This is a genomic window from Priestia sp. BR_2 (assembly GCF_041954005.1).
Taxonomy (GTDB): Bacteria; Bacillota; Bacilli; order Paenibacillales; family Paenibacillaceae; genus Paenibacillus_AQ; species Paenibacillus_AQ lautus_A.
On the sequence record NZ_JAVFHM010000350.1, the window covers coordinates 1 to 19,061 of the forward strand.

Below are 19,061 nucleotides of genomic sequence, written 5' to 3' on the forward strand. Positions count from 1 at the left end.
CATTCGAGACTACATTACTTACTATAACTCAATTCGCATTCAAACAAAACTAAACAACCAGTCGCCGTTTCATTTCCGGCAACTGGCTGCTTAAACTTGCAAGGTGTTTTGATCCCTGTCTCACAAACGGGGGGCAGTCCCAGGTTCAGATGCTTCTATTCTTAATATACATACAGCCTATTAATGGTTAGATGTGAGTACCAAGCCGGAACGGGTTTGCGGTCCGACCTTGCGCACGGAAACCTGATTTTGCTCGGCCCAACGCGTGAGACTCCGAATGCCTTCACAATTCTTCTCTTCAAATTTAAAGCAGCAGTACATCGGATTTACGCTCTTATCCTTGAGGCTAATTTGAAAAGCGGCTTTATGGCAACCGGAAACCTTGATTTCGCGGATCTGTTCAGCGTGAATCTCTACGCCGTTGATCGAAATCGTCTCCGATTTCTCCTGAATATTCACTTCCCGCTTCACCAATCTCGCATAACCTTCAATAGCCAGTGCCGCAACGACAACGACATTCACGGCCATCTGCATATAGAAGAAGAAAGGATAGGAATATTCGGTCAAGGTGGCTACCTGAAACAGGATAATGCTAAGGACAAAGGAAAACAAAATAACGTCTTTCATTCTGGTAGAGTAATGGATCGCATATTTCATGATTAATCAGCTCCGTTCATTCTGTAAGGGTTTTCATTCAGCTCTTACCTTATTATAACACCACTGTACATAATTTTGACACATATCATTCACATTTTTGTCAAAAAAATATTTGCCTCGCTCCTTATCCTATGCTTATCCATTTCGCGTCGTGTCGTTCATGGTCCAACCAACCATATAAATACACGGTTTGTTTCCTGACAACAAAAAAAGAGAGCATCCCGCCAGATCCAAGATCCGTTGGGACGCCCTTCGCTTCAACACTTTTATCTTTACTTGGTTAACGCCGTATTGCCTTCCTTTCCCCGAAACCATTTCATCACGACAGATACGGTATCAATAAGGGTAATGATCACAATGACGTAAATGAGGCCGTCCCTGGATCGATCCCAAATTGATTTTACGGTCTCATACGCTTCATCCCCCGGTGTTACGAAACCCGCTTGAACGAGCTGATCCATGAATGTCGGATTCCAAATCGTCATATCGGAGAACAGGATCACCGTAACGATAACGGAAGCAACGTTAAATATGACATGCATGACGGCAATCTGCGGCGTCCACTTTCTTGTGATTAATTTCCTGGCTTCATTGAATATGCTGAAGGCGGTAAGAAGCCATATCAGCGGCAAATACTTGGCGAAGGCCGCCTGTTCAAACACCGGAATGGCGATCGAGTTTTCGTCGAATCGATGAACACCGATCAAGTTAATGGAAAACGTGAACAGGACGAAGAACAGCACGGAAAACAGGATGCCGAGCACCGGCTCGATCGGTTTAATCCGAGCGGCTGGTTCCGGAATTGCAGGCAATTCCGAGGGTTTCCAAGGATCATTGGGGACCTGGCGAGCCCCGCGGTATTCGATAAAGGCAAAAATAACGGTAACCCATGCAAATCCGTGGATTCCCACGCTAAGCAGCGAAACAAGTAATTCCAGCAGCTTCTCGGCAGTGGGTTCCGTGCTTGTAAAGAAATCAATGATGTAGACGATGCCAAGAGCAACGGCTATCGAATACAGTACGATCTTCAGGACGGACCAATAGCTGTTAATCAAACCCGGACCTATGAGATACCTTTCCCTTCCTCTGTATCTGGCTGCCATTTCCCCGGGCGGCCCGAGCTCAAGCAGCACCTGCTCCACCTCTTCCAAACTTGCGGTCTCTACGCCGACTCCGCGGTCTTCGAGCATGTCTTCGACGAGTCCTTGAAGCTCCTTCTCAATATCCGTCCGCTGCGATTCGGGCAGCTTCTGGGTCACCGCATAAATATACCTGTTAATCAGATCCATCACCTTAGTCCCCCTTGTCATTCACAAGTCCTTCCAGACTTGTCCTCATATCCTTCCATTCATGGTAGAGCTGCCGATATATGTCCTTGCCTGTCTGACTTATGATGTAATATTTTCTGGGCCGGGCTTCATTCGTATCCCACTCGCTGTTAAGCAAGCCTTGTTTCTCCAGCCGACGCAGCAACGGATAAAGCGTACCCGCTTCCACGTTGATCCCCCTCTCCTGCAATATGGTCACCAATGAATATCCATACTGCGGTTCGGACAACTGACTGAGAACACCAAGGATGATCGTACCCCGCCGAAGCTCCTGCACCATACTGTTTAAAATATCCTGATCCTCTGGCATATCATCATCTCCTGGAAATTATTATACTGTACGTCACACACTAATGTAAATAAACAATTAATAAATTTTTAAAAATATTTTAGTTAACCTTATGTTAACGGCTCCCAAGCTTGATGGCTACCATAATTCAAGCATTTCCTTGTACGCAAAAAAAGGTTATCCTACAGCCGTGACGGACCGTAAGATAACCTTCTCTAAATACGCTCACCCATAACCGGGTTCCTGATAATGTTCACTTTCTGGGAATGATAAGCCAATCTCCATAGTTCGTTGGCAGCTATATGTTCAGCCGCCTATCTATCTCGATTTTCTGGGAAAACCGTTCTGGTATTGTGCCGGAATCGCGATCTCCTTCTGAAGCACCGTTGCTGCTTCTAATGCCCAGTACGGATTGCGCAGCATTCCTCTTCCAACAGCGACGAGATCAGCGTCTTCGTTGCCTATTACCGCATTCGCCAAGGCGGGTTCATCCAAACGGCCCACGGCAATGACGGGTACTTGCAGCGCTTCTTTGATCTGTCTGGCTAGCGGTACTTGGTAGGCGACGTGGGTGCCCGGTCTTCCTTCCGCCGCGATTGGTCCTTCGCCGCCAGCGCTGACATGGAACATGTCAACGCCTGCAGCCTGATATATCCTGGAGAATGCGATGCTCTCTTCGATGCCATAACCGCCCGTTACGTATTCTCTAGCCGAGATTCGCATGATTAGCGGCATGTCCTCAGGCATTTCGCTTTTTGCGGCTTGAATCACTTCTTGGCCGAACTTGGTTAGATCCTGGCCGTATTCATCCGTTCTCCGGTTAGTCAGTGGAGAATGGAATTGATGAATCAGATAGCCGTGGGCTCCATGCAATTCAATCGCGTCAAAACCGGCCTTCACCGCACGGCGTACAGCCACGCGGAATTTTTCCACCATCTGCTTAACTTCTTCGGTTGTGAGTGCCCTTGGCGTTTTCGAGTGCTCATCGAATGGAATAGCCGATGGGGCAACGGGCGTTTCCGCGTCCTCCGCTTTGCGTCCGGCATGCGCAATCTGAATCGCCGCCTTGGCGCCATGCTGATGTATCGCTTCAACTATGCGGGCCAAAGCGGGAATCTGCTCATCCGACCATAACCCAAGATCATAATCGGAAATACGGCCGTCCGGTTCCACATCCGTCATCTCCACGATAACGAGTCCGGCTCCGCCGATTGCCCGGCTTGTATAATGCAAATAATGCCAATCGGTGGCAATGCCGTCTTTGTTCGTTACCGAGTATTGGCACATGGGGGGCATAACCACCCGGTTTTTCAGATCTAACGATTTCAATTTATATGGACTGAGTAAATGTTCCATTCAGAGACACGCTCCTTCTATCCTCATGATTTGATCTCTTTAAACAAAATGCATGCACATGCATCTAAGTTAGCAAAACAAAGACCATTCGTCAAGAATGGCTGTTGAAACGATCTAGTTACCCTCGAATATGCTTCAATGCATCTTCCAGACCATGCTTCATTTTGGGCATTGCGAATTGCTGCTCCAGCACGTCTTGGACCGTGTTCTTGGCTTTTTGCAGCTTCTCTTCGCCAATCGGAGTCAGTGACGTGTAGATTCCTCTCCTGTCATCCTCGCAAATCGCCCTTTGCATGGCGCCGCAGCCTTTGGCTTCAAAGCGGCTGACCAGTCTCGACATCGCACTCTGGCTTAGCCCCACCATCGTTTGCAGCTGCTGAAGCCTTAATTTTTGCTCGGGAGCCTCGGACAGAAATAACAGCACGTAAAATTCATTCAGCGATAAATCGTGCTTCTGCTGGAGCTTTTGTTCCAGCTCGTTGGAAATCAATGCATGAATCTGCGTCAAGGATAGCCAACTTGTGATGAGTTGTCGCGTTTGATCGGCTGACATAGGGTCTCCACCTGTTCCGGTATATTTCCGCCAGAAAGTTCGTATTACCATATAGCGGGTCACTGTCAGTTATTAATAATAGCAAGTCCCTGTTTCCGTCGTCAAACCTGCGATGGGGCGTTAGCATACGGAACGGAAATTCATGCCAGTCCTCACGCACCGCAAAATGCGCTAAGACTGACACGCTGTCCAGGCTTTTTTATCGTAAAACCCGTTACTTAATCTCCTGCGGCTCCTTGCCCAGCAAACCGAGCATGCGAAGTCCGTATTGTATTCCGTCTTGGCCGACATCGCGGGTGACATGCCTGGCCGCCTGCTTCACGATCTCCGGCGCATTGCCCATTGCCACGCCGTGGCCCACGTACGACAGCATCTCCAGATCATTCAGATAATCGCCAAACGCGACGGTATCCTCCAGATCGATGCGCAGCAGCTGAATCAATTGTTTGATTCCTTCGGCTTTGGAGCCCCCTGCCGGTAACACGTCAATTCCATAGGGGCCCCAGCGCACGAAATCGAACCGCCCTTCGAATCTTTTTACGTAATCGGCCTCCTCATCCTCGGTACAGAATACAATGGCTTGATATATATCGCGGCCCAAGTAATATTCCGGATCGTATTCCGGGATCGTCAGTTTCAGCTCCCCCCAGCTGGAATCGATATGGACATGCTCGGTTACGTTCATCTTCATCGCTTCGCTGCCGGCATAGATAATCGGATGATCCAGCCGAACCGCTTGTTCCGTCAGCTCCTGCAAGGCATCCTCCGCCAGAGGATTACCGTAGATCGGTTTGCCTTCATAAACCACATATTGACCGTTCAAGCAAACATAAGAATCGATGCCGAGCTCTTCCCGCAGCTCTTCAAAATGATAGGGGGCGCGTCCCGTAGCAATGGCTACGATATGGCCGGCCTTCTTTAATTCAGCAATGGACTCCTTCGTTGTCGCCGGAACCTGCTTCTCATGATCCAGCAGCGTACCGTCAATATCAAAAAATAGGATCTTCTTCATCAATAACGCTCGCCTCTCTTTACGTATATTCAAGCTTGTAACTGTATTGTAAATGATGAAAAGCATTTCAGAGCAAGCCATAATTTTACCAAGCTCCCCTGGGTCAGCCTTGATAACGCCAAAAAACCGCAGTAGAGCACTCTTTTCAGATATCCATTTTAATGAACAAGAAAGCCGGTCAGCCAGACGATTTACCAGCATCCGGACCAAAAAAGGCCCGCCTGTTCAGGGCGGACCTTTCGCTTATGGCTTTATTTCGCTTCAGAGCGGACCTCTTCAAGCATCTTATCATTGAATCCGAATATCCAGGTCAGCACGAACGTAATCGCCATCGCCGTCAGGTTGCACAAAATGTAAAGAGGAAGCTGGCTGTTCAAGTACAACAGCGTGCCCGGGATGACGGTAATGGCCATGCCTGTGGCCTCAAGCTGAAAGATGGAAGCCATGAAACCGCCCACGCCGCCCCCGATCAAGGCGATAACAAACGGTCTGACGTAACGGAGGTTGACCCCGAAGATCGCCGGCTCGGAGATTCCCAGCAAGGCGGAGAATGCCGATGGCAGGGATAATGCCTTGAGCTTTTTATTTCTCGTCTTGAGTCCGACAGCCAGACAAGCTGCACCCTGCGCTGCCATGGCGCTGGTCACGATCGCATTGAACGGATTGCTCCCTGTCTTCTCAAGGAGTTGGATCTCCAGGAAGTTGAAAATATGATGCACCCCGGTGACCACAATGATCTGGTTAAAGAAACCGATGACCAGACCCGCGATACCGAACGGCAGCTCCAGCAAGAACGTCGTCGCGTTCAGAACCACTTCTTCCAGGGAGTGGAACACGGGGCCGATCGCAAACAGGCCGAGGGTTATCATAACGAGCAAGGTCAGAAACGGGGTAACGATCAGATCGATGGCGTCAGGAATGCGTTTTCGCAAAAATCTCTCGAATTTCGCGCCCAGCAGTCCAATGAAGAATGCCGGCAGGACCGAGCCCTGATACCCGACAACCGGAATGAAATCAAAGATCATGAGTGCCTCAGCCGAGCCGTTCGCCACGCTGTACGCGTTGGGAAGAGCCGGGTTAACCAGCATCAATCCCAGGACGATACCCAGCACGGGGCTGCCTCCGAACACCCTGAACGCGGACCAAGCCACCAAGGCGGGCAAGAAAGCGAAAGCCGTATCCGTCAGTACCTGGGTGAAGAGCAGGAAATTAGCCGAGATATCATCCGGTGTCGCACCGAACCAGGCAAGCACGGTATCCTGGGTCAGCAGCCCCCGTAATCCCATGAACAAGCCAGTGGCGACCAATACCGGGATAATCGGCACAAACACGTCACCGAATGTACGAATCGCCCGCTGAAACGGATTCCCCGACTTTTTCGCCTGAGATTTCAGTTCTTCCTTGCTTGTGCTCTCCATTCCAAGGGATTCGACCGCTTCAAAAATCTGATTGACGGTTCCTGTTCCGAAAATGATCTGGTACTGCCCGGAGTTGAAAAAGGCTCCTTTGACCTTGTCGATCTGCTCGACCTTCTTCTGGTCAATCTTCTTCTGATCATGAACCATGATTCTCAGCCTGGTGGCACAATGGGCAAAGGAAGCGATGTTCTCCCTGCCGCCAATGGCTTCCACTACCTGCCTTGCGATTTCCCGATTATCCGCTGCCATGTTCATTCAGCCCCTTCTTTATCTTTTACGGCTTCGGTCAGATCCCATTTCTCGACCTTCAAGCCGGCACTGCCGTTCTGTACGAAAAATCGAATGTTACGGCTGTTCCACTTCGGAAAAATTCTGCTTGTAAACACCTCTTCGCCATCGTTGATGAACAGCTCGACCGAAGAAATGTCCACGAACAGATGAAATTTGATCGAATTTCTTTCGGTTGGCAGCATACAGGATCGTTCCGCTCCGTAATCACTGACAATCGTTGCACCCGAAGAAGAGCGATCCAGCGTAACCTTCCGTTGGCCGGATTCATATCGAATAACGGTTCGTTCCCCTTCGCCAGCCCGAAATTCAATGCCAACGACGTCCGCCTCGATGGCTTGGAACTCGCATATCATTTCGAATGCGGTTCCTTGAACCCCCTCGTAACTCTTCACTTCGCTGTGAAGCGTATCCACTGCCTGAGCGGCATGATCGCGGAGCGCTTGAAGCTCGGGAACCGGCTGTTGAATCAGCCTGCCTTCACGGAACGTAAGCATACGCGGAAGCGTCAAACAATGGGCCCAGCCATGCGAATCGGTGGGATACCCGATATCCGGCAAACCCATCCAGCCCACCATGATGCGCCGGTCTTTCTCATCCAGCATGGTCTGCGGCGCGTAGAAATCAAAACCTCTGTCCAGCTCGCAAAAGGGACCGTGGTCAAACTCCAGCGTATCCCTATTGAGCGGCTTGCCTGAAACATAGCCGGATTGGTAAATGTTTCGAAAATGGTCGTCCTCCGGAAGCAGCCCTTGCGGGGAAAACAGAAGCACGCCCTGGCCATCCAGTTCAAAATAGTCGGGGCATTCCCACATATAGCCGAAATGCTGAAGTCGGGTTTGTATCTCCCCCTTGAATTCCCAAACCAATAGATCCGAGGATTCATAAACGACAGCCGCACCTGTCTGATTAACCCTTTGGGCACCGATGACGAACCGGTACTTGTCTTTGTCTTGCCATACTTTCGGATCCCGGAAGTGTTCGGTATATCCGTCCGGCACATGGTCGATCAGCGGCTTATCGAGCTTCGTGATGGATCCGTCGCGGTCCATCACAGCCATGCATTGATAAGATTGCCTGTTCCATTCCTCATCCCGGGCATTCCCGGTATACATGAGGCATAGTTTGCCATCTTTCACGATACCGCTGCCCGAATAAGCGCCATAAGCATCATGCGGGTGACCGGGTTCAATAGCGATGCCTTGGTTCTGCCAAAACACCAGATCTTTCGAGGAAGTATGGTACCAGTATTTCAAGCCGTGAAACGTACCCAGAGGAAACCATTGGTAAAACAAGTGATACTCTCCGTTGTAATAAGAAAATCCATTGGGATCATTCATCAGGCCCATGATGGGCTGCACGTGAAATTTTTGCCTCCATTCGCTTAATCGCACTTTCTTCCTAATGGAGGAAAGCTCTTCGGGAGAAGCCTGATCCAGGCGTCGGTATTTCAGTTCTCTGTCCATATCTCTTCTCCTTATAAATGGGCTTGCTGAAAAATCAAACAGATCATGCTAACGCGTGCACGCTAATAAATTTAACTGTGGTGGAACCGGTTCCAATCAAAGGTAAAAATAATGAACTCAGTTCCAATACCAAGCAAACACTCGGATTGGAACCGGTTCCGTTATCTGAAGTATAAAATACCTAATTCAGATTGTCAACGCTTTCCCGATGAATCATCTCGCAATTCATGACCGTCAGGAAATCCACCGGCTCGTCGTTGACCAGCTTCATAATATGCTGTGCCGCGAGGTGGCCCGCTTGGAAATATCCATATTTCACCGTTGTTAACCCGGGATGAATCACCTCGGTTACGTCGTATCCGCCAAATCCGGTCACGGAAAGTTGGTCGGGAATAGAGATGCCTTTCATGTGCGCCGCTTTCATCACGCCTAGCGCAATGTTGTCCGTGGCGCAGACCACGGCCGTTGGCAGCGTTCGGTGAAGCTCAAACATGGAGCATGCCGTCTTCACACCATCCGACATCTTGAATCCACTCTCATAGAGAACCGCTTCCGCCTCTTCATACTCGCTTACCGCTTTGAGGAACCCTTCCTTCCGCTTGACTCCGACGGCTACGTCCTTTTCCGTCACCCCGATATAGGCAATTTGACGATGTCCCATCGACAGCACGTACCGGCCCATGTCATAACCTGCGGCATAATCGTTATAGATCATGCTGTGGACATGGTCGTGCTGTTGTCCGAGCAGAATGACCGGAATGCCGATCTCTTGAATCGCGGCAAGATGGGTTTCCGTCACCTGCGTGGCGAACAGAATAATGCCTGATATTTTTTGTCTGGCGAGATCATACAGCGCTTCGATCTCCCTGGATAAATCCTGGCTTGCGTTGATGATCAGTAGCTGATATCCGTGTTTTCTTAATTCTTCGTCCATGCCGGCGACAGTCTGCGATGCGGAGAAGGAGTCCAGACGCGGCATAATGGTGCCGATCATGCTCGTTTTTTTCGCTTTCAGGCTTTGCGCAAAAGAATTCGGGATATAGCCGGTTTCCTGAATAACCTGCTCAATCTTGCGGCGTGTCGCATGACTGACGGATCCTCCGTTCAAGAAACGGGAGACCGTGCTTTTGGCAACTCCGGCTTTGTGGGCAATATCGGCGATCGTGTTCTTCATGCCAAGATCTCCGGAGCCGTTAGCAGCGCTGCATCGAACGGATCTTTCTCTGGAGCTCCCTGTTGTCCCGCACAACAGGCCATGATTCGTATAAACATGAATCTCTCCCCTTCGTATTTCTCTTATTCCTAACTATACCATGACGTCCAGGGGTCCGTGAAATGCGGGCTCCAAGCCTAGCATTGCATGGTCCATATTTGCAGGCTCTGGCATAAAATGAAAGATTCGAAGGGGATGATTCATGGGTGCAGCCTTGCTTCACATGCAAGTAGTCAAGTGCATTCCCTTAAGCTTGGACGGTTCGCTCGGCCGATTCGACGGTATGCTTCAGCAATGTCGCTATCGTCACGGGGCCGACGCCCGCCGGTACCGGCGTGATTGCGGAAGCCGCCTTGGCGCAGGCTTCGTAATCGCAGTCCCCGATATTCCCTTTATTGTAACCGGCGTCCAACACGACGGCACCCGGCTTGATCCAGTCCCCTTGAATGAAATTAGGCTTGCCTACGGCCGCAACCACAATATCCGCTTGGGACACAATCTCCCCAAGGTTCTTCGTTCTCGAATGGCAGATCGTAACCGTGGCGTTGCGATTGAGCAGCATCATCGATACCGGCTTGCCCAGAATCGGACTGCGTCCGACCACCACCGCATGCTTCCCTTCGATCGGCAGGCTGTAATAGTCCATAATCGCGATAATCGCCGCCGGCGTACATGACGGGTAATCGGCGAAACCAAACGCATTTTGCGAGAACCCGAGCGTGGTTACTCCATCCACGTCTTTTTTCATGTCGATGGCATCAAAAGCCGCCCGCTCATCGATATGGTGCGGTACCGGGTGCTGAAGCAGAATACCGTGGACGTTCGGATCCTCGTTCAGTGCTTGAATCGCGGCGATCAGCTCCTCCGTCGTTGTCGATGTCTCCAGCACTACTTTTTTGGATATGATGCCAAGCCGCTCGCACGCATTTCCCTTCATCCGCACATAGGTCGCCGAAGCAGGATCATCGCCAACCAGAATCGTTGCCAGACAAGGGGTTACCCCGTGCTGTTTCAATTCCTGTACCTTCACCGCCAGCTTTGCCTTGATATCATCGGATACTTTTTTTCCATCCAAAATTACGGGTTCCTTACTCATGCTAATCCGCTCCTTCGCCATTGTATTAAAAAACATAAAGAGGCAAGGCGACTCGAACGTCTCCTTACCTCTTGCCCAGGCGTACGACATATGATCCCATGTGCTCCCTCTTGGTAACCCAAGCTACGCCAGTAACACATGGATAACTTTTTTTAATATATCACGACTTTGGACTTCGCGCCACCGGCTATGCGGCCGCCCTTTAATCGTAAAGTTTTTGATTTGTTGCCTGAAATCACGTATGTTGCCGATGGTACAAGCATAGAATGTCCTAAGAACAATTCGTTCCAGGAGGCCTTGATGAGATATCCGGCGATCTTCAAAATGCTGCCCTTTATACTGCCGCTTGTGTTCGTGATTCCGGTCTTGACGATATGGCTGCAGAAGGACTTAAACCCCATACCCAGCCAAGACCTGCAGCAGGTTAAAACCGTCTTCACGGGCATCTTCCTTGAGGCACTTCCTTTCATTTTGCTTGGAGTGCTGCTGTCGTCCCTTTTGCAGTTGTTCGTAAAAGAGCAATGGGTGCGGCGTCTCACGCCGAAGAATCCGATGGTTGGCGTCCTGTTCGCTTCCATGCTCGGCATCCTGTTTCCCATCTGCGAATGCGGGATGATCCCGGTCGTTCGCAGGTTGATGCTGAAGGGGATGCCCGCCTATATCGCCGTCACCTTTATCCTCAGCGGTCCTATTCTGAATCCCATTGTATTCGCATCAACGATCATGGCCTTCCGTTCGCATCCCGAAGTGACGATCGGACGAATGGGACTGGCTTTTGCAGTCGCGGTGACGACGGGTTTGCTCGTTTATGTTTTTTCAAGAAGCAGCCCCCTGAAGCGTTCCTTTCAAGAGTTCGCCGAACAGGGCTCCAGCAAGGGGGAACGTTTGTTGCATGAGCATCCCAAAACCTGGAGAAGCATGTTTGTCCACGCCGGAGACGAGCTGATCGAGATGTGCAAATATTTAGTCCTGGGCGCTTTCCTGACGGCCTGCATCCAATCCTTCATTCCGAGGGAGGAGCTGCTGGCTCTGGGGAACGGTCCTGCCGCCTCCTATCTGTTCATGATGGGCTTTGCCTTCATCCTCTCCCTTTGCTCAACTTCGGACGCCTTCGTGGCATCGGCATTCACGCACACCTTTACCGTCGGCCCGCTGGTTTCCTTCCTGGTTCTCGGCCCGATGCTGGATTTCAAAAGCCTGCTCATGCTGTCGGCTACCTTCAAGACCAAATTCGTGATCGGCTTAAGCCTGCTGGTGATTACGCTTGTCTTTATCGGCTCTGTAGCCGTCAACGCGCTATTCGGCGGTTAGGTGTAGTAAACAAACTGGAGTGGCAATACACGAAAACGGTTGGAATAACGGCACCTTCAGGCTGTTATGCCTTCGGATATCCACTTGAGATTGGAGGTGTTCGGGACGTGAAGCCCCGTCTGAGCCTGCGAAGCCACTATATACTGCGATCGCTGCTTATCGCAGCTCTGGCCGCCTATATCATGCATCTGAACGCATCAAATTCGCTGGACTATTACTTGGCTCCCCATATGCAGACCCTGCTTCTGCTCTGTCCGGTGCCGCTGTTGTTCATAGCTTTCGGCATGCTGTGGCACGCCATTGCGGGAGCTTCCGGCGAGGTGTGCGATTGCGAGCACCCCCTGCCCAGCGGACTGATCAAAAACATATCGGTTTACGGGTTATTCACGGTGCCGCTGCTGTTCGGCCTGCTCCTGCCGGACCAAGCCCTCGGCAGCGATATGGCGGCCAAAAAAGGCATGATCTACACCTATCCGAACCCCGATGTTCGCCGTAAAACCGAGGAGCGGAATGCTCCCGCCGTTTCGGGCATGGAGAAGCATGGAACGAATGATGACCTGGCGGCAGCGGAGGACATCGCACTGAACGAGCGTTTTGTTCCCAAAGACATCTACAGCGTGGAATTCGCGGAGCTGGCCAAGCGCTTATATACCTTACCCGTCATCCGAGTGGAGCCGGACATTTTCTCGGAGACCGTTGGGGCCATGGATATGTACAAACAGCATTTTCAAGGAAAGGCCATCACCGTCCAAGGATTTGTTTTCCGCGATGGACATATGAACGAAGACGCCTTCGCCGTCAGCCGCTTCCTCGTGATGTGCTGCACGGCAGACGCCGTCCCGTTCGGGGTCATGGTGCGCGCCGCGAATGCTTCGTCATTCGCGAATGACGCGTGGGTTCAGATCGATGGCACGATCCAGGTCACCACCTCGGACGGTAAGGAAACGCTGCAGATTCAAGCGGAACGGATTCAGCCGATCGAGCAGCCGTCATCCCCTTACATTTTCACGAATCCCGACTCTGTCGCAGAGTTTGATGAACTGTATTCGAATGATATCGAGACCAAGGAGGTAATCAATAAATGAACAAGATACCCGTCGTGCTGATTAGCGGATTTTTGGGGAGCGGCAAAACCACGCTGCTCCTCAGGCTGCTGGCGTATGCCGCCAATCGGCAATGGAGAACCGCCGTCCTGATGAATGAGATGGGCGAACAGGACGTGGATGGCGATATCCTATCCGGTGAAATGCCTGATCTTCCGATCGAGAAGCTGCTTGACGGCTGCATCTGCTGCACCAAACGAGACGAGCTGGGGCAAGCCCTGAAAAGCCTGTTAGATCGGAAGCCCGATCTCGTCTTCATCGAGACGACCGGAGTGGCGAATCCTGAACAGATTCTTGAGGATTTGCAGGATCCGACACTGGTGGATCGAATATCGATCCGTGGCAAAATCGCCTTGGCCGACTGCAGCAAATTCCTCGAGTATAACAGCTTCTTTGCATCCAGTCGCGAGCTGGTCCGTACCCTGCGGGGACAAATCAGCTTCGCGGACCGGATCATCCTGAACAAGGCGGGAGAATGCGAAGAGAAACAGATCCATAAAGTCATTACCTCCATTAGAAAAATCAATACGACGGCAAGCCTGTCCGTAACCGACTACAGCCGTTTGGATGAGCATGAAATGTTTGCGGCCCTTCAGCTAGAGCCAACGGAGAATCATAGCCATTCATCTCATGCTTCCAACCGGCAAGGGAGTCCTGCGGACCGCCTGCAAGGCAGCGCTTGGAGCGGCGAAGAAGATCGGAGCAAGCTGGGGCACCGCAACCATGAAGGAGCTTTCACTCATAATGAGCATCGCCATGGTCACGGAGAAGAGGCCGGGCATGGCAGCCATTCCTATACCGGCCTGGATACCTTGACTCTATCTGCACCGACCCCTTTCCCGCTTGAGATCAGCCTCATCGAAACCTTTCTCGCTGCACGCGGTTCCGGCCTGCTACGGGCCAAAGGATATATTCAGCTCTCCACGGGTCCCTCCCTGGTTCAGTGGGCAGGTTCACAGCTTGCCATCGAGCCCAGCACGCTGAAGCTGCAGCGCGGCTATCTTACGTTAATCGGCCATCGCCTGGATAAAACGCGCATTGTCCAGCAGTGGGAGGACTTGCTCAGCGGCGTGGTGCAGTGACATTTGAATGCATGCAGGGATATGAATAAAAGATAAGGAGATCCTCAGGGATCTCCTTTTTTTCGGTTCGTTTATGATTAGTCCCTAGGATAATTCACTTCCATAATATCCATAAAAGGAACCTTCGTAATGACGCCGTTCTGTTTCATATGCACCTTCCCTGTGCGGGAGTCCATTTGATCGATTTGTCCGCGGACCGCCTCTTCCCATCCCCAGACCGTCAGTACGATGACCGATTCCTCCTGGTAAGCTTCCGTTAGCTGATTTCCGAGCTCTTCCAGTACAAACTCATCCCTAGTGGGTCGCTTTGGAACTTTTGCTTTTGCCATAATCTTGTCCTCCTGATTTATGTTGTTCATGCGTCAGCATTACATTCTCAATGAAAACGAATCTTTCATCCATTCTATGAATTAGGAATCTACTACCTATTATACATCAAATGCGATTCAGAATTCTCGGGCTCTCCCAGGATTCAGAATATCTGAGGGAACTATGGACTCGATTCGCTTTTTTATACAAAAGACTTGATTTTCAGAAAATAATCCTATATGATTGACCCATCAACCATTGACCAGTCAATGAATTGAAGGAGGTCTTTATCATCTCTACATGCCATACACAAGACCTGCTGTACTTGCTAATGCATCTGAATAAGCACATTGCGACTCGGTTTGAACGATGTGCCGGTGTTAGTCCCAATCGGCTGGAACTCCTCTGCAAACTGACCGGCGGCGAAATTAGCCAGTCGGATCTCCAGAAGGCAGTGTCTATCGATCCAGCTGCGGTGACCCGTCATGTTCAACAGCTGGAAGCGGAAGGATTGCTTCTGCGGACGAGATGCGAGAATGACAACCGGATTACGTTGGTTCAGCTAACTGAAGTGGGCAAAAGTAAAGTCGCAGCGTTTAAGGCGGAGAAAGATCGATTTATGGAGGAACTGCAGGCAGACCTCACGGAATCAGAACGACTTGCGCTTGTTCATGCTTTACAGAAATTGAACAGCCAGATTCAACAGATGAAACACCCAAGCAAAACCGATTAACTTATAGAGACTAAAGGAGAGAATACCATGTCTGTAACGACCCTAAACAATGATTATAAAGAAATTATTACTTCCCGCCGCTCTGTGCGGGTATACGACCCATCGGTCAAAATCAGCCGTGAAGAGATGACTGAAATTTTGGAAGAAGCGACTTTGGCTCCGTCATCCGTTAATCTTCAGCCTTGGAGATTTCTTGTCGTTGATAGCCCGGAAGGAAAAGCGACGCTTGAAGAGCTTGCACCAGGGAACAAAACACAAGTTTCAACTTCTTCGGCAGTCATTGCGGTATTTGGAGATATGAACGCATTCGACAATGCAGATGAAATTATGGGCACTGCTGTGGAACGCGGTTATCTGCCGCAAGAGATAAAAGATCAGATGATGGCGAACTATACCGATCTATTCGGACGTATTCCGGCACAGGCTTTCCGCGAAATGATCCTTATAGATAGCGGCTTGGTTTCCATGCAGCTTATGCTTGCTGCCCGTGCCCGTGGATATGACACGAACCCCATCGGCGGATATGACAAATCCCGAATTGCAGAAGCATTTGGTATGGAGAAGGAACGTTATGTGCCGGTCATGCTCATCTCGGTAGGTAAAGCTGCCAAAGAAGCGCGTTTGACGACTCGTCTTCCTATTGATCGTATTGCAGAGTGGAAGTGAGGTCACAGCGATGATTATTATTCATGCAGAAATGAAAGTAAACGGCGAACGTGAGGCTGAATTTCTGGAATCCGTAAAAGAACTTATTGAAGCATCCCGTGCGGAACAAGGAAATGAATCTTATAAGCTGCTCAAAGATACGGAGCAGGATAACACGTATCTCATGGTTGAACAGTGGAAAGACCAGGAAGCTGTGGGGCTCCACAATGCGAGCAGCCATTTTCAGGCGTTTGTGGCTAAAGCTCCAAAATACCTGACAGCTCCGCTAAACGTGCAGGCCTATGCAGGCCAACTGATCAACAAATAATGAAGCAAACTAAAATCCGTATTAAAAAGCCAACTCGTTTAGACGAGTTGGCTTTTTTAATTCTATTACCGCATTCCATATCGGATCGAACAGATAAGCAGCCTTACAGCGATAGCTCTTCGATGGCCATCCATGGCAGCGGATTGTGAAACGTTGACCAGTCCAGCTGCATTTCCCGGTCGGTCAACAAACACTCGTCCAGCTCCCGCTCGATTTGTTCCTGTTCCATCCCAATCCCGATCATCACGAGCTCGGTCATCCGATCTCCCCAAACGTTATCCCATTTCCTCCGAACATCCGGCTCACTTCGTAACAGCTCCTGCTGCTCCTGCTCGGTTAAAGCCGCGACCCAGTATCCTGCAGGCCCGAACTGAATCGAAGGCCCAGCCTGGCTTACACTTGCCGCAACATCCTCGCGCACGGCCAGCCAAGCGATCCCTTTCGCACGTACGACTTCTTCCGGCCAATCACCCATGAATGCCGCCAGCCGCTCCGGATGAAACGGTCTTCTTCTCCGATAGACAAAAGAGCTGATGCCGTATTCATCCGTTTCCGGCACGTGCTCCTCCTTCTGAAGCTCCTGGATCCAGCCGGGGGACTGACTGGCTTTTTCAAAATCGAATAAACCGGTATTCAGAATTTCCGCAGGTGCCACTTGTCCCTTCACGGTGCGGATGATTTTGGCGCTTGGCTGAAGTTTTCGCAGTATGCCCTCTACCTTGGCCAATTCGTCCTCGCTTACCAGATCGCATTTGTTCAACAGCAGCACATCGCAAGTCTCTACCTGGTCGATTAACAAATCCACCACTTCCCGCGTATCCTCTTCGCTCAGCGCTTCCTTCCGATCAAGCAGGCTTTGCCCCGAAGAGAAATCTTTCCAGAATCGGTTCGCGTCCACCACCGTTACCATGCAATCCAGCCGGGCGAGATCGGACAGCTGTACGCCGGACACCTCATCCGGGTAAACAAAGGTCTGCGCAACGGGCACGGGCTCGCTGATTCCCGTCGATTCGATCAGTATGTAATCAAAATGATTCTCTTGAGCCAGCTTCTGAACTTCCTGCACCAAATCTTCCCGGAGCGTGCAGCAGATGCAGCCATTGGACATTTCGACCAGCTTCTCATCCGTTCGGGACAGGCTTCCTTCCCCTCTCACCAAATCCGCATCGATGTTCACTTCGCTCATGTCGTTCACGATGACCGCTACCTTCAACCCTTCGCGATTATGTAGCACATGATTCAGGACCGTCGTTTTGCCTGAACCGAGGTAACCGCTAAGAACAGTAACCGGAATTCTATTGTTGTAATTCATCAAATGAACTTCCTCCATTCCTTAATCGTAATAATTACGATTTATGGTATGATGATATATCCCCTCCATTAAATTGTCAATCCTTCACGTTTAAAAAATTTCTACAAGCAGAAAAAATCTCCGCAATCAATTTCATAATATTCCTTTACAAGAATATTCTCAAAATGGTATATTACAATTAATCATTGGTTAATCTTTACAAATAAGGAGGATACGTTATGAGCCAAGACGTAATTTCGTTCATTGAAAACCTGAGTTTGCCTTGGCAAGCAGAAGTCGGCAAAAAGCTTCGACTTATGGTCCATGAAGCCATTCCGGAGGTAGAAGAACGGATTCAGTACAAAAAACCGCATTTTCTCAAAAACGGACACTATGCAGCCGTGATTTCGCCATCCAAAGATGCAATCGCCTTTATGATCATGAACACAGCCAATCTAGAAGTCCCTTCAACTTTCGATGGTCCACCCGAACGGAAATGGCTCAAAATTCGAAAAGACGATACTCCTGACTATGAGCAGCTATCCGAATTATTAGTTCAAGCATCAAGTTCGTTGTAATAACCAGATCGGGGGTAAGGTCCCATGAAACAGACAACGTTGCACGCGCTAGCCGAACCTAACCGATTACAGATGGTCGAACTGTTACGAGAAGGTCCTTTAACCGTCAATCAGATTGCTGAACGTCTTCAAATCCGGCAACCTCAGACTTCCAAACATTTAAAAATATTGCATGAAGCTGGACTGGTAGAAGTCCAAGCGGAAGCTAATCGACGAATTTATAAACTACGTCCTGAACCGCTTCAAGAAATGGACGAATGGTTGGACTCGTTCCGCAGTATTTGGGAAAAGCGCTTAGATCAACTTGAGGATTATTTGGAAAAAATACAAAAGAAAAGGTAGCTGCCGCTACCCTTCTTCTTAGGAGGAATTCAAATGACCGAGCAAAGCAAACAAGGCTTACTTCTGTCACGTGTTTTCAATGCCCCCCGGGAACTGGTTTTTAAAGTTTGGACCGACCCTGAACACTTCGGCAAATGGTGGGGTCCTCAAGGGTTTTCCTTAGACGTTATCAAAATGGATGTACGTCCCGGAGGCATGTTTCTAGGCTGTCAGAAGTCTCCGGACGGCAGTCAAGCCATGTGGGGTAAATTTGTATATCAGGAAGTTATCGAACCTGAGAAGCTGGTATTCGTTCAATCATTCTCTGATGAGAAAGGGAACACGATACGTGCACCTTTTAACGCAAACTGGCCGCTTGAAATTATGAATATCATCACATTTGAAGAAATCGACGGAAAAACTACGCTTACCATGCAGGGAGGCCCCGTAAACGCGACTGCGGAAGAACGGGCAGCGTTCGATGAAATGGCTCCAATGGTGAAACAAGGATTTGGCGGTACTTTTGATCAACTCGCTGAACACCTTGAAAGCCAGCTATAATTACATCGATTAAGGAAGCTCAACCGAGCGGAGGCGAACCTGTTGGTTCGCCTTTTTTTAATTCTTCAGAATGCAGCATCATCACGCTCGAAAACCCCCCTTAAAATTTAAGGAGGGTTTTTC

At 50.0% G+C, this 19,061-nt stretch carries 22 protein-coding genes and 1 riboswitch; of the genes, 10 read left to right on the forward strand and 12 right to left on the reverse strand.

Going from position 1 to position 19,061, the window contains the following annotated elements; genetic code table 11:
• Positions 1 to 94 (forward strand): IS3 family transposase (locus RB298_RS31075; protein WP_486048016.1); only part of this gene is annotated, 94 nt, incomplete at its 5' end.
• Positions 95 to 180: 86 nt separating this feature from the next.
• Here the strand turns inward: RB298_RS31075 and RB298_RS31080 are convergent.
• The 10 genes from RB298_RS31080 to RB298_RS31125 form a co-directional block, all read right to left on the reverse strand.
• Positions 181 to 657, reverse strand: coding sequence for a hypothetical protein (locus tag RB298_RS31080; protein WP_486050194.1), 477 nt, complete (start codon positions 655 to 657; stop codon positions 181 to 183).
• A 272-nt stretch (positions 658 to 929) separates the two neighbouring features.
• Positions 930 to 1,946, reverse strand: coding sequence for a hypothetical protein (locus RB298_RS31085; RefSeq protein ID WP_277746275.1), 1,017 nt, complete (start codon positions 1,944 to 1,946; stop codon positions 930 to 932).
• A 4-nt stretch (positions 1,947 to 1,950) separates the two neighbouring features.
• A complete protein-coding gene (locus RB298_RS31090; RefSeq protein ID WP_486050196.1) occupies positions 1,951 to 2,295 on the reverse strand; it encodes a PadR family transcriptional regulator in 345 nt (114 codons plus the stop codon).
• 297 nt (positions 2,296 to 2,592) lie between these two features.
• Complete coding sequence (locus RB298_RS31095; protein ID WP_375120200.1) at positions 2,593 to 3,630, reverse strand: NADH:flavin oxidoreductase/NADH oxidase; 1,038 nt, start codon at positions 3,628 to 3,630, stop codon at positions 2,593 to 2,595.
• Positions 3,631 to 3,748: 118 nt separating this feature from the next.
• The gene (locus RB298_RS31100) at positions 3,749 to 4,183 is read right to left on the reverse strand and encodes a MarR family winged helix-turn-helix transcriptional regulator (protein WP_009592361.1); all 435 of its coding nucleotides are present in this window, start codon (positions 4,181 to 4,183) and stop codon (positions 3,749 to 3,751) included.
• A 214-nt stretch (positions 4,184 to 4,397) separates the two neighbouring features.
• Positions 4,398 to 5,198 (reverse strand): Cof-type HAD-IIB family hydrolase, encoded by an 801-nt coding sequence (locus tag RB298_RS31105; protein WP_096774320.1) that lies wholly within the window; start codon positions 5,196 to 5,198, stop codon positions 4,398 to 4,400.
• Positions 5,199 to 5,446: 248 nt separating this feature from the next.
• Positions 5,447 to 6,868: a sucrose-specific PTS transporter subunit IIBC gene (locus tag RB298_RS31110; RefSeq protein ID WP_096774321.1), complete on the reverse strand. Its 1,422-nt coding sequence runs from the start codon at positions 6,866 to 6,868 to the stop codon at positions 5,447 to 5,449.
• The gene (locus RB298_RS31115) at positions 6,865 to 8,367 is read right to left on the reverse strand and encodes a glycoside hydrolase family 32 protein (protein WP_192571416.1); all 1,503 of its coding nucleotides are present in this window, start codon (positions 8,365 to 8,367) and stop codon (positions 6,865 to 6,867) included. The genes RB298_RS31110 and RB298_RS31115 overlap by 4 nt, the downstream gene beginning before the upstream one ends.
• Positions 8,368 to 8,548: 181 nt before the next feature.
• Complete coding sequence (locus RB298_RS31120; protein WP_096774323.1) at positions 8,549 to 9,541, reverse strand: LacI family DNA-binding transcriptional regulator; 993 nt, start codon at positions 9,539 to 9,541, stop codon at positions 8,549 to 8,551.
• Between the two features lie 286 nt (positions 9,542 to 9,827).
• Positions 9,828 to 10,676, reverse strand: a complete 849-nt coding sequence (locus RB298_RS31125) for a bifunctional 5,10-methylenetetrahydrofolate dehydrogenase/5,10-methenyltetrahydrofolate cyclohydrolase (RefSeq protein WP_096774324.1) — start codon at positions 10,674 to 10,676, stop codon at positions 9,828 to 9,830.
• 66 nt (positions 10,677 to 10,742) lie between these two features.
• A riboswitch (ZMP/ZTP riboswitch) is annotated at positions 10,743 to 10,822 on the reverse strand.
• Between the two features lie 154 nt (positions 10,823 to 10,976).
• Here RB298_RS31125 and RB298_RS31130 point away from each other — a divergent pair.
• The 3 genes from RB298_RS31130 (at position 10,977) to RB298_RS31140 (ending at position 14,172) form a co-directional block, all read left to right on the forward strand.
• A complete protein-coding gene (locus tag RB298_RS31130) occupies positions 10,977 to 11,987 on the forward strand; it encodes a permease (protein WP_096774325.1) in 1,011 nt (336 codons plus the stop codon).
• A 107-nt stretch (positions 11,988 to 12,094) separates the two neighbouring features.
• The gene (locus tag RB298_RS31135; protein WP_096774326.1) at positions 12,095 to 13,072 is read left to right on the forward strand and encodes a TIGR03943 family putative permease subunit; all 978 of its coding nucleotides are present in this window, start codon (positions 12,095 to 12,097) and stop codon (positions 13,070 to 13,072) included.
• Entirely contained in the window at positions 13,069 to 14,172 is a 1,104-nt protein-coding gene (locus tag RB298_RS31140; protein ID WP_486050202.1) for a CobW family GTP-binding protein, read from the forward strand. The genes RB298_RS31135 and RB298_RS31140 overlap by 4 nt, the downstream gene beginning before the upstream one ends.
• Before the next feature lie 77 nt (positions 14,173 to 14,249).
• On the opposite strand, the gene RB298_RS31145 is transcribed toward RB298_RS31140, so the two are convergent.
• Positions 14,250 to 14,501: a YolD-like family protein gene (locus tag RB298_RS31145; protein ID WP_090908448.1), complete on the reverse strand. Its 252-nt coding sequence runs from the start codon at positions 14,499 to 14,501 to the stop codon at positions 14,250 to 14,252.
• A gap of 311 nt (positions 14,502 to 14,812) precedes the next feature.
• On the opposite strand from RB298_RS31145, the gene RB298_RS31150 reads away from it, so the two are divergent.
• From RB298_RS31150 to RB298_RS31160, 3 genes are read left to right on the forward strand one after another with little or no spacing between them, the layout of a single operon-like run.
• Entirely contained in the window at positions 14,813 to 15,214 is a 402-nt protein-coding gene (locus RB298_RS31150; protein ID WP_228468886.1) for a MarR family winged helix-turn-helix transcriptional regulator, read from the forward strand.
• 27 nt (positions 15,215 to 15,241) lie between these two features.
• Positions 15,242 to 15,880, forward strand: coding sequence for a nitroreductase family protein (locus RB298_RS31155; protein ID WP_096774329.1), 639 nt, complete (start codon positions 15,242 to 15,244; stop codon positions 15,878 to 15,880).
• A gap of 10 nt (positions 15,881 to 15,890) precedes the next feature.
• Positions 15,891 to 16,187, forward strand: coding sequence for a putative quinol monooxygenase (locus RB298_RS31160; protein WP_015736075.1), 297 nt, complete (start codon positions 15,891 to 15,893; stop codon positions 16,185 to 16,187).
• Positions 16,188 to 16,290: 103 nt separating this feature from the next.
• On the opposite strand, the gene RB298_RS31165 is transcribed toward RB298_RS31160, so the two are convergent.
• Entirely contained in the window at positions 16,291 to 17,499 is a 1,209-nt protein-coding gene (locus RB298_RS31165) for a GTP-binding protein (RefSeq protein WP_486050206.1), read from the reverse strand.
• Positions 17,500 to 17,717: 218 nt separating this feature from the next.
• Between RB298_RS31165 and RB298_RS31170 the strand changes: the two genes are divergently transcribed.
• The 3 genes from RB298_RS31170 to RB298_RS31180 are packed head-to-tail and all read left to right on the forward strand — an operon-like array spanning position 17,718 to position 18,938.
• A complete protein-coding gene (locus RB298_RS31170; RefSeq protein ID WP_096774331.1) occupies positions 17,718 to 18,056 on the forward strand; it encodes a DUF1801 domain-containing protein in 339 nt (112 codons plus the stop codon).
• 24 nt (positions 18,057 to 18,080) lie between these two features.
• Positions 18,081 to 18,398 carry an ArsR/SmtB family transcription factor gene (locus RB298_RS31175; RefSeq protein WP_096774332.1) on the forward strand — a complete coding sequence of 106 codons (318 nt, stop codon included), beginning with the start codon at positions 18,081 to 18,083 and terminating at the stop codon, positions 18,396 to 18,398.
• Between the two features lie 33 nt (positions 18,399 to 18,431).
• On the forward strand, positions 18,432 to 18,938 hold the full coding sequence (locus RB298_RS31180; protein ID WP_192571408.1) for an SRPBCC family protein: 507 nt from the start codon (positions 18,432 to 18,434) through the stop codon (positions 18,936 to 18,938).
• The last annotated feature ends 123 nt before the right edge of the window (positions 18,939 to 19,061 follow it).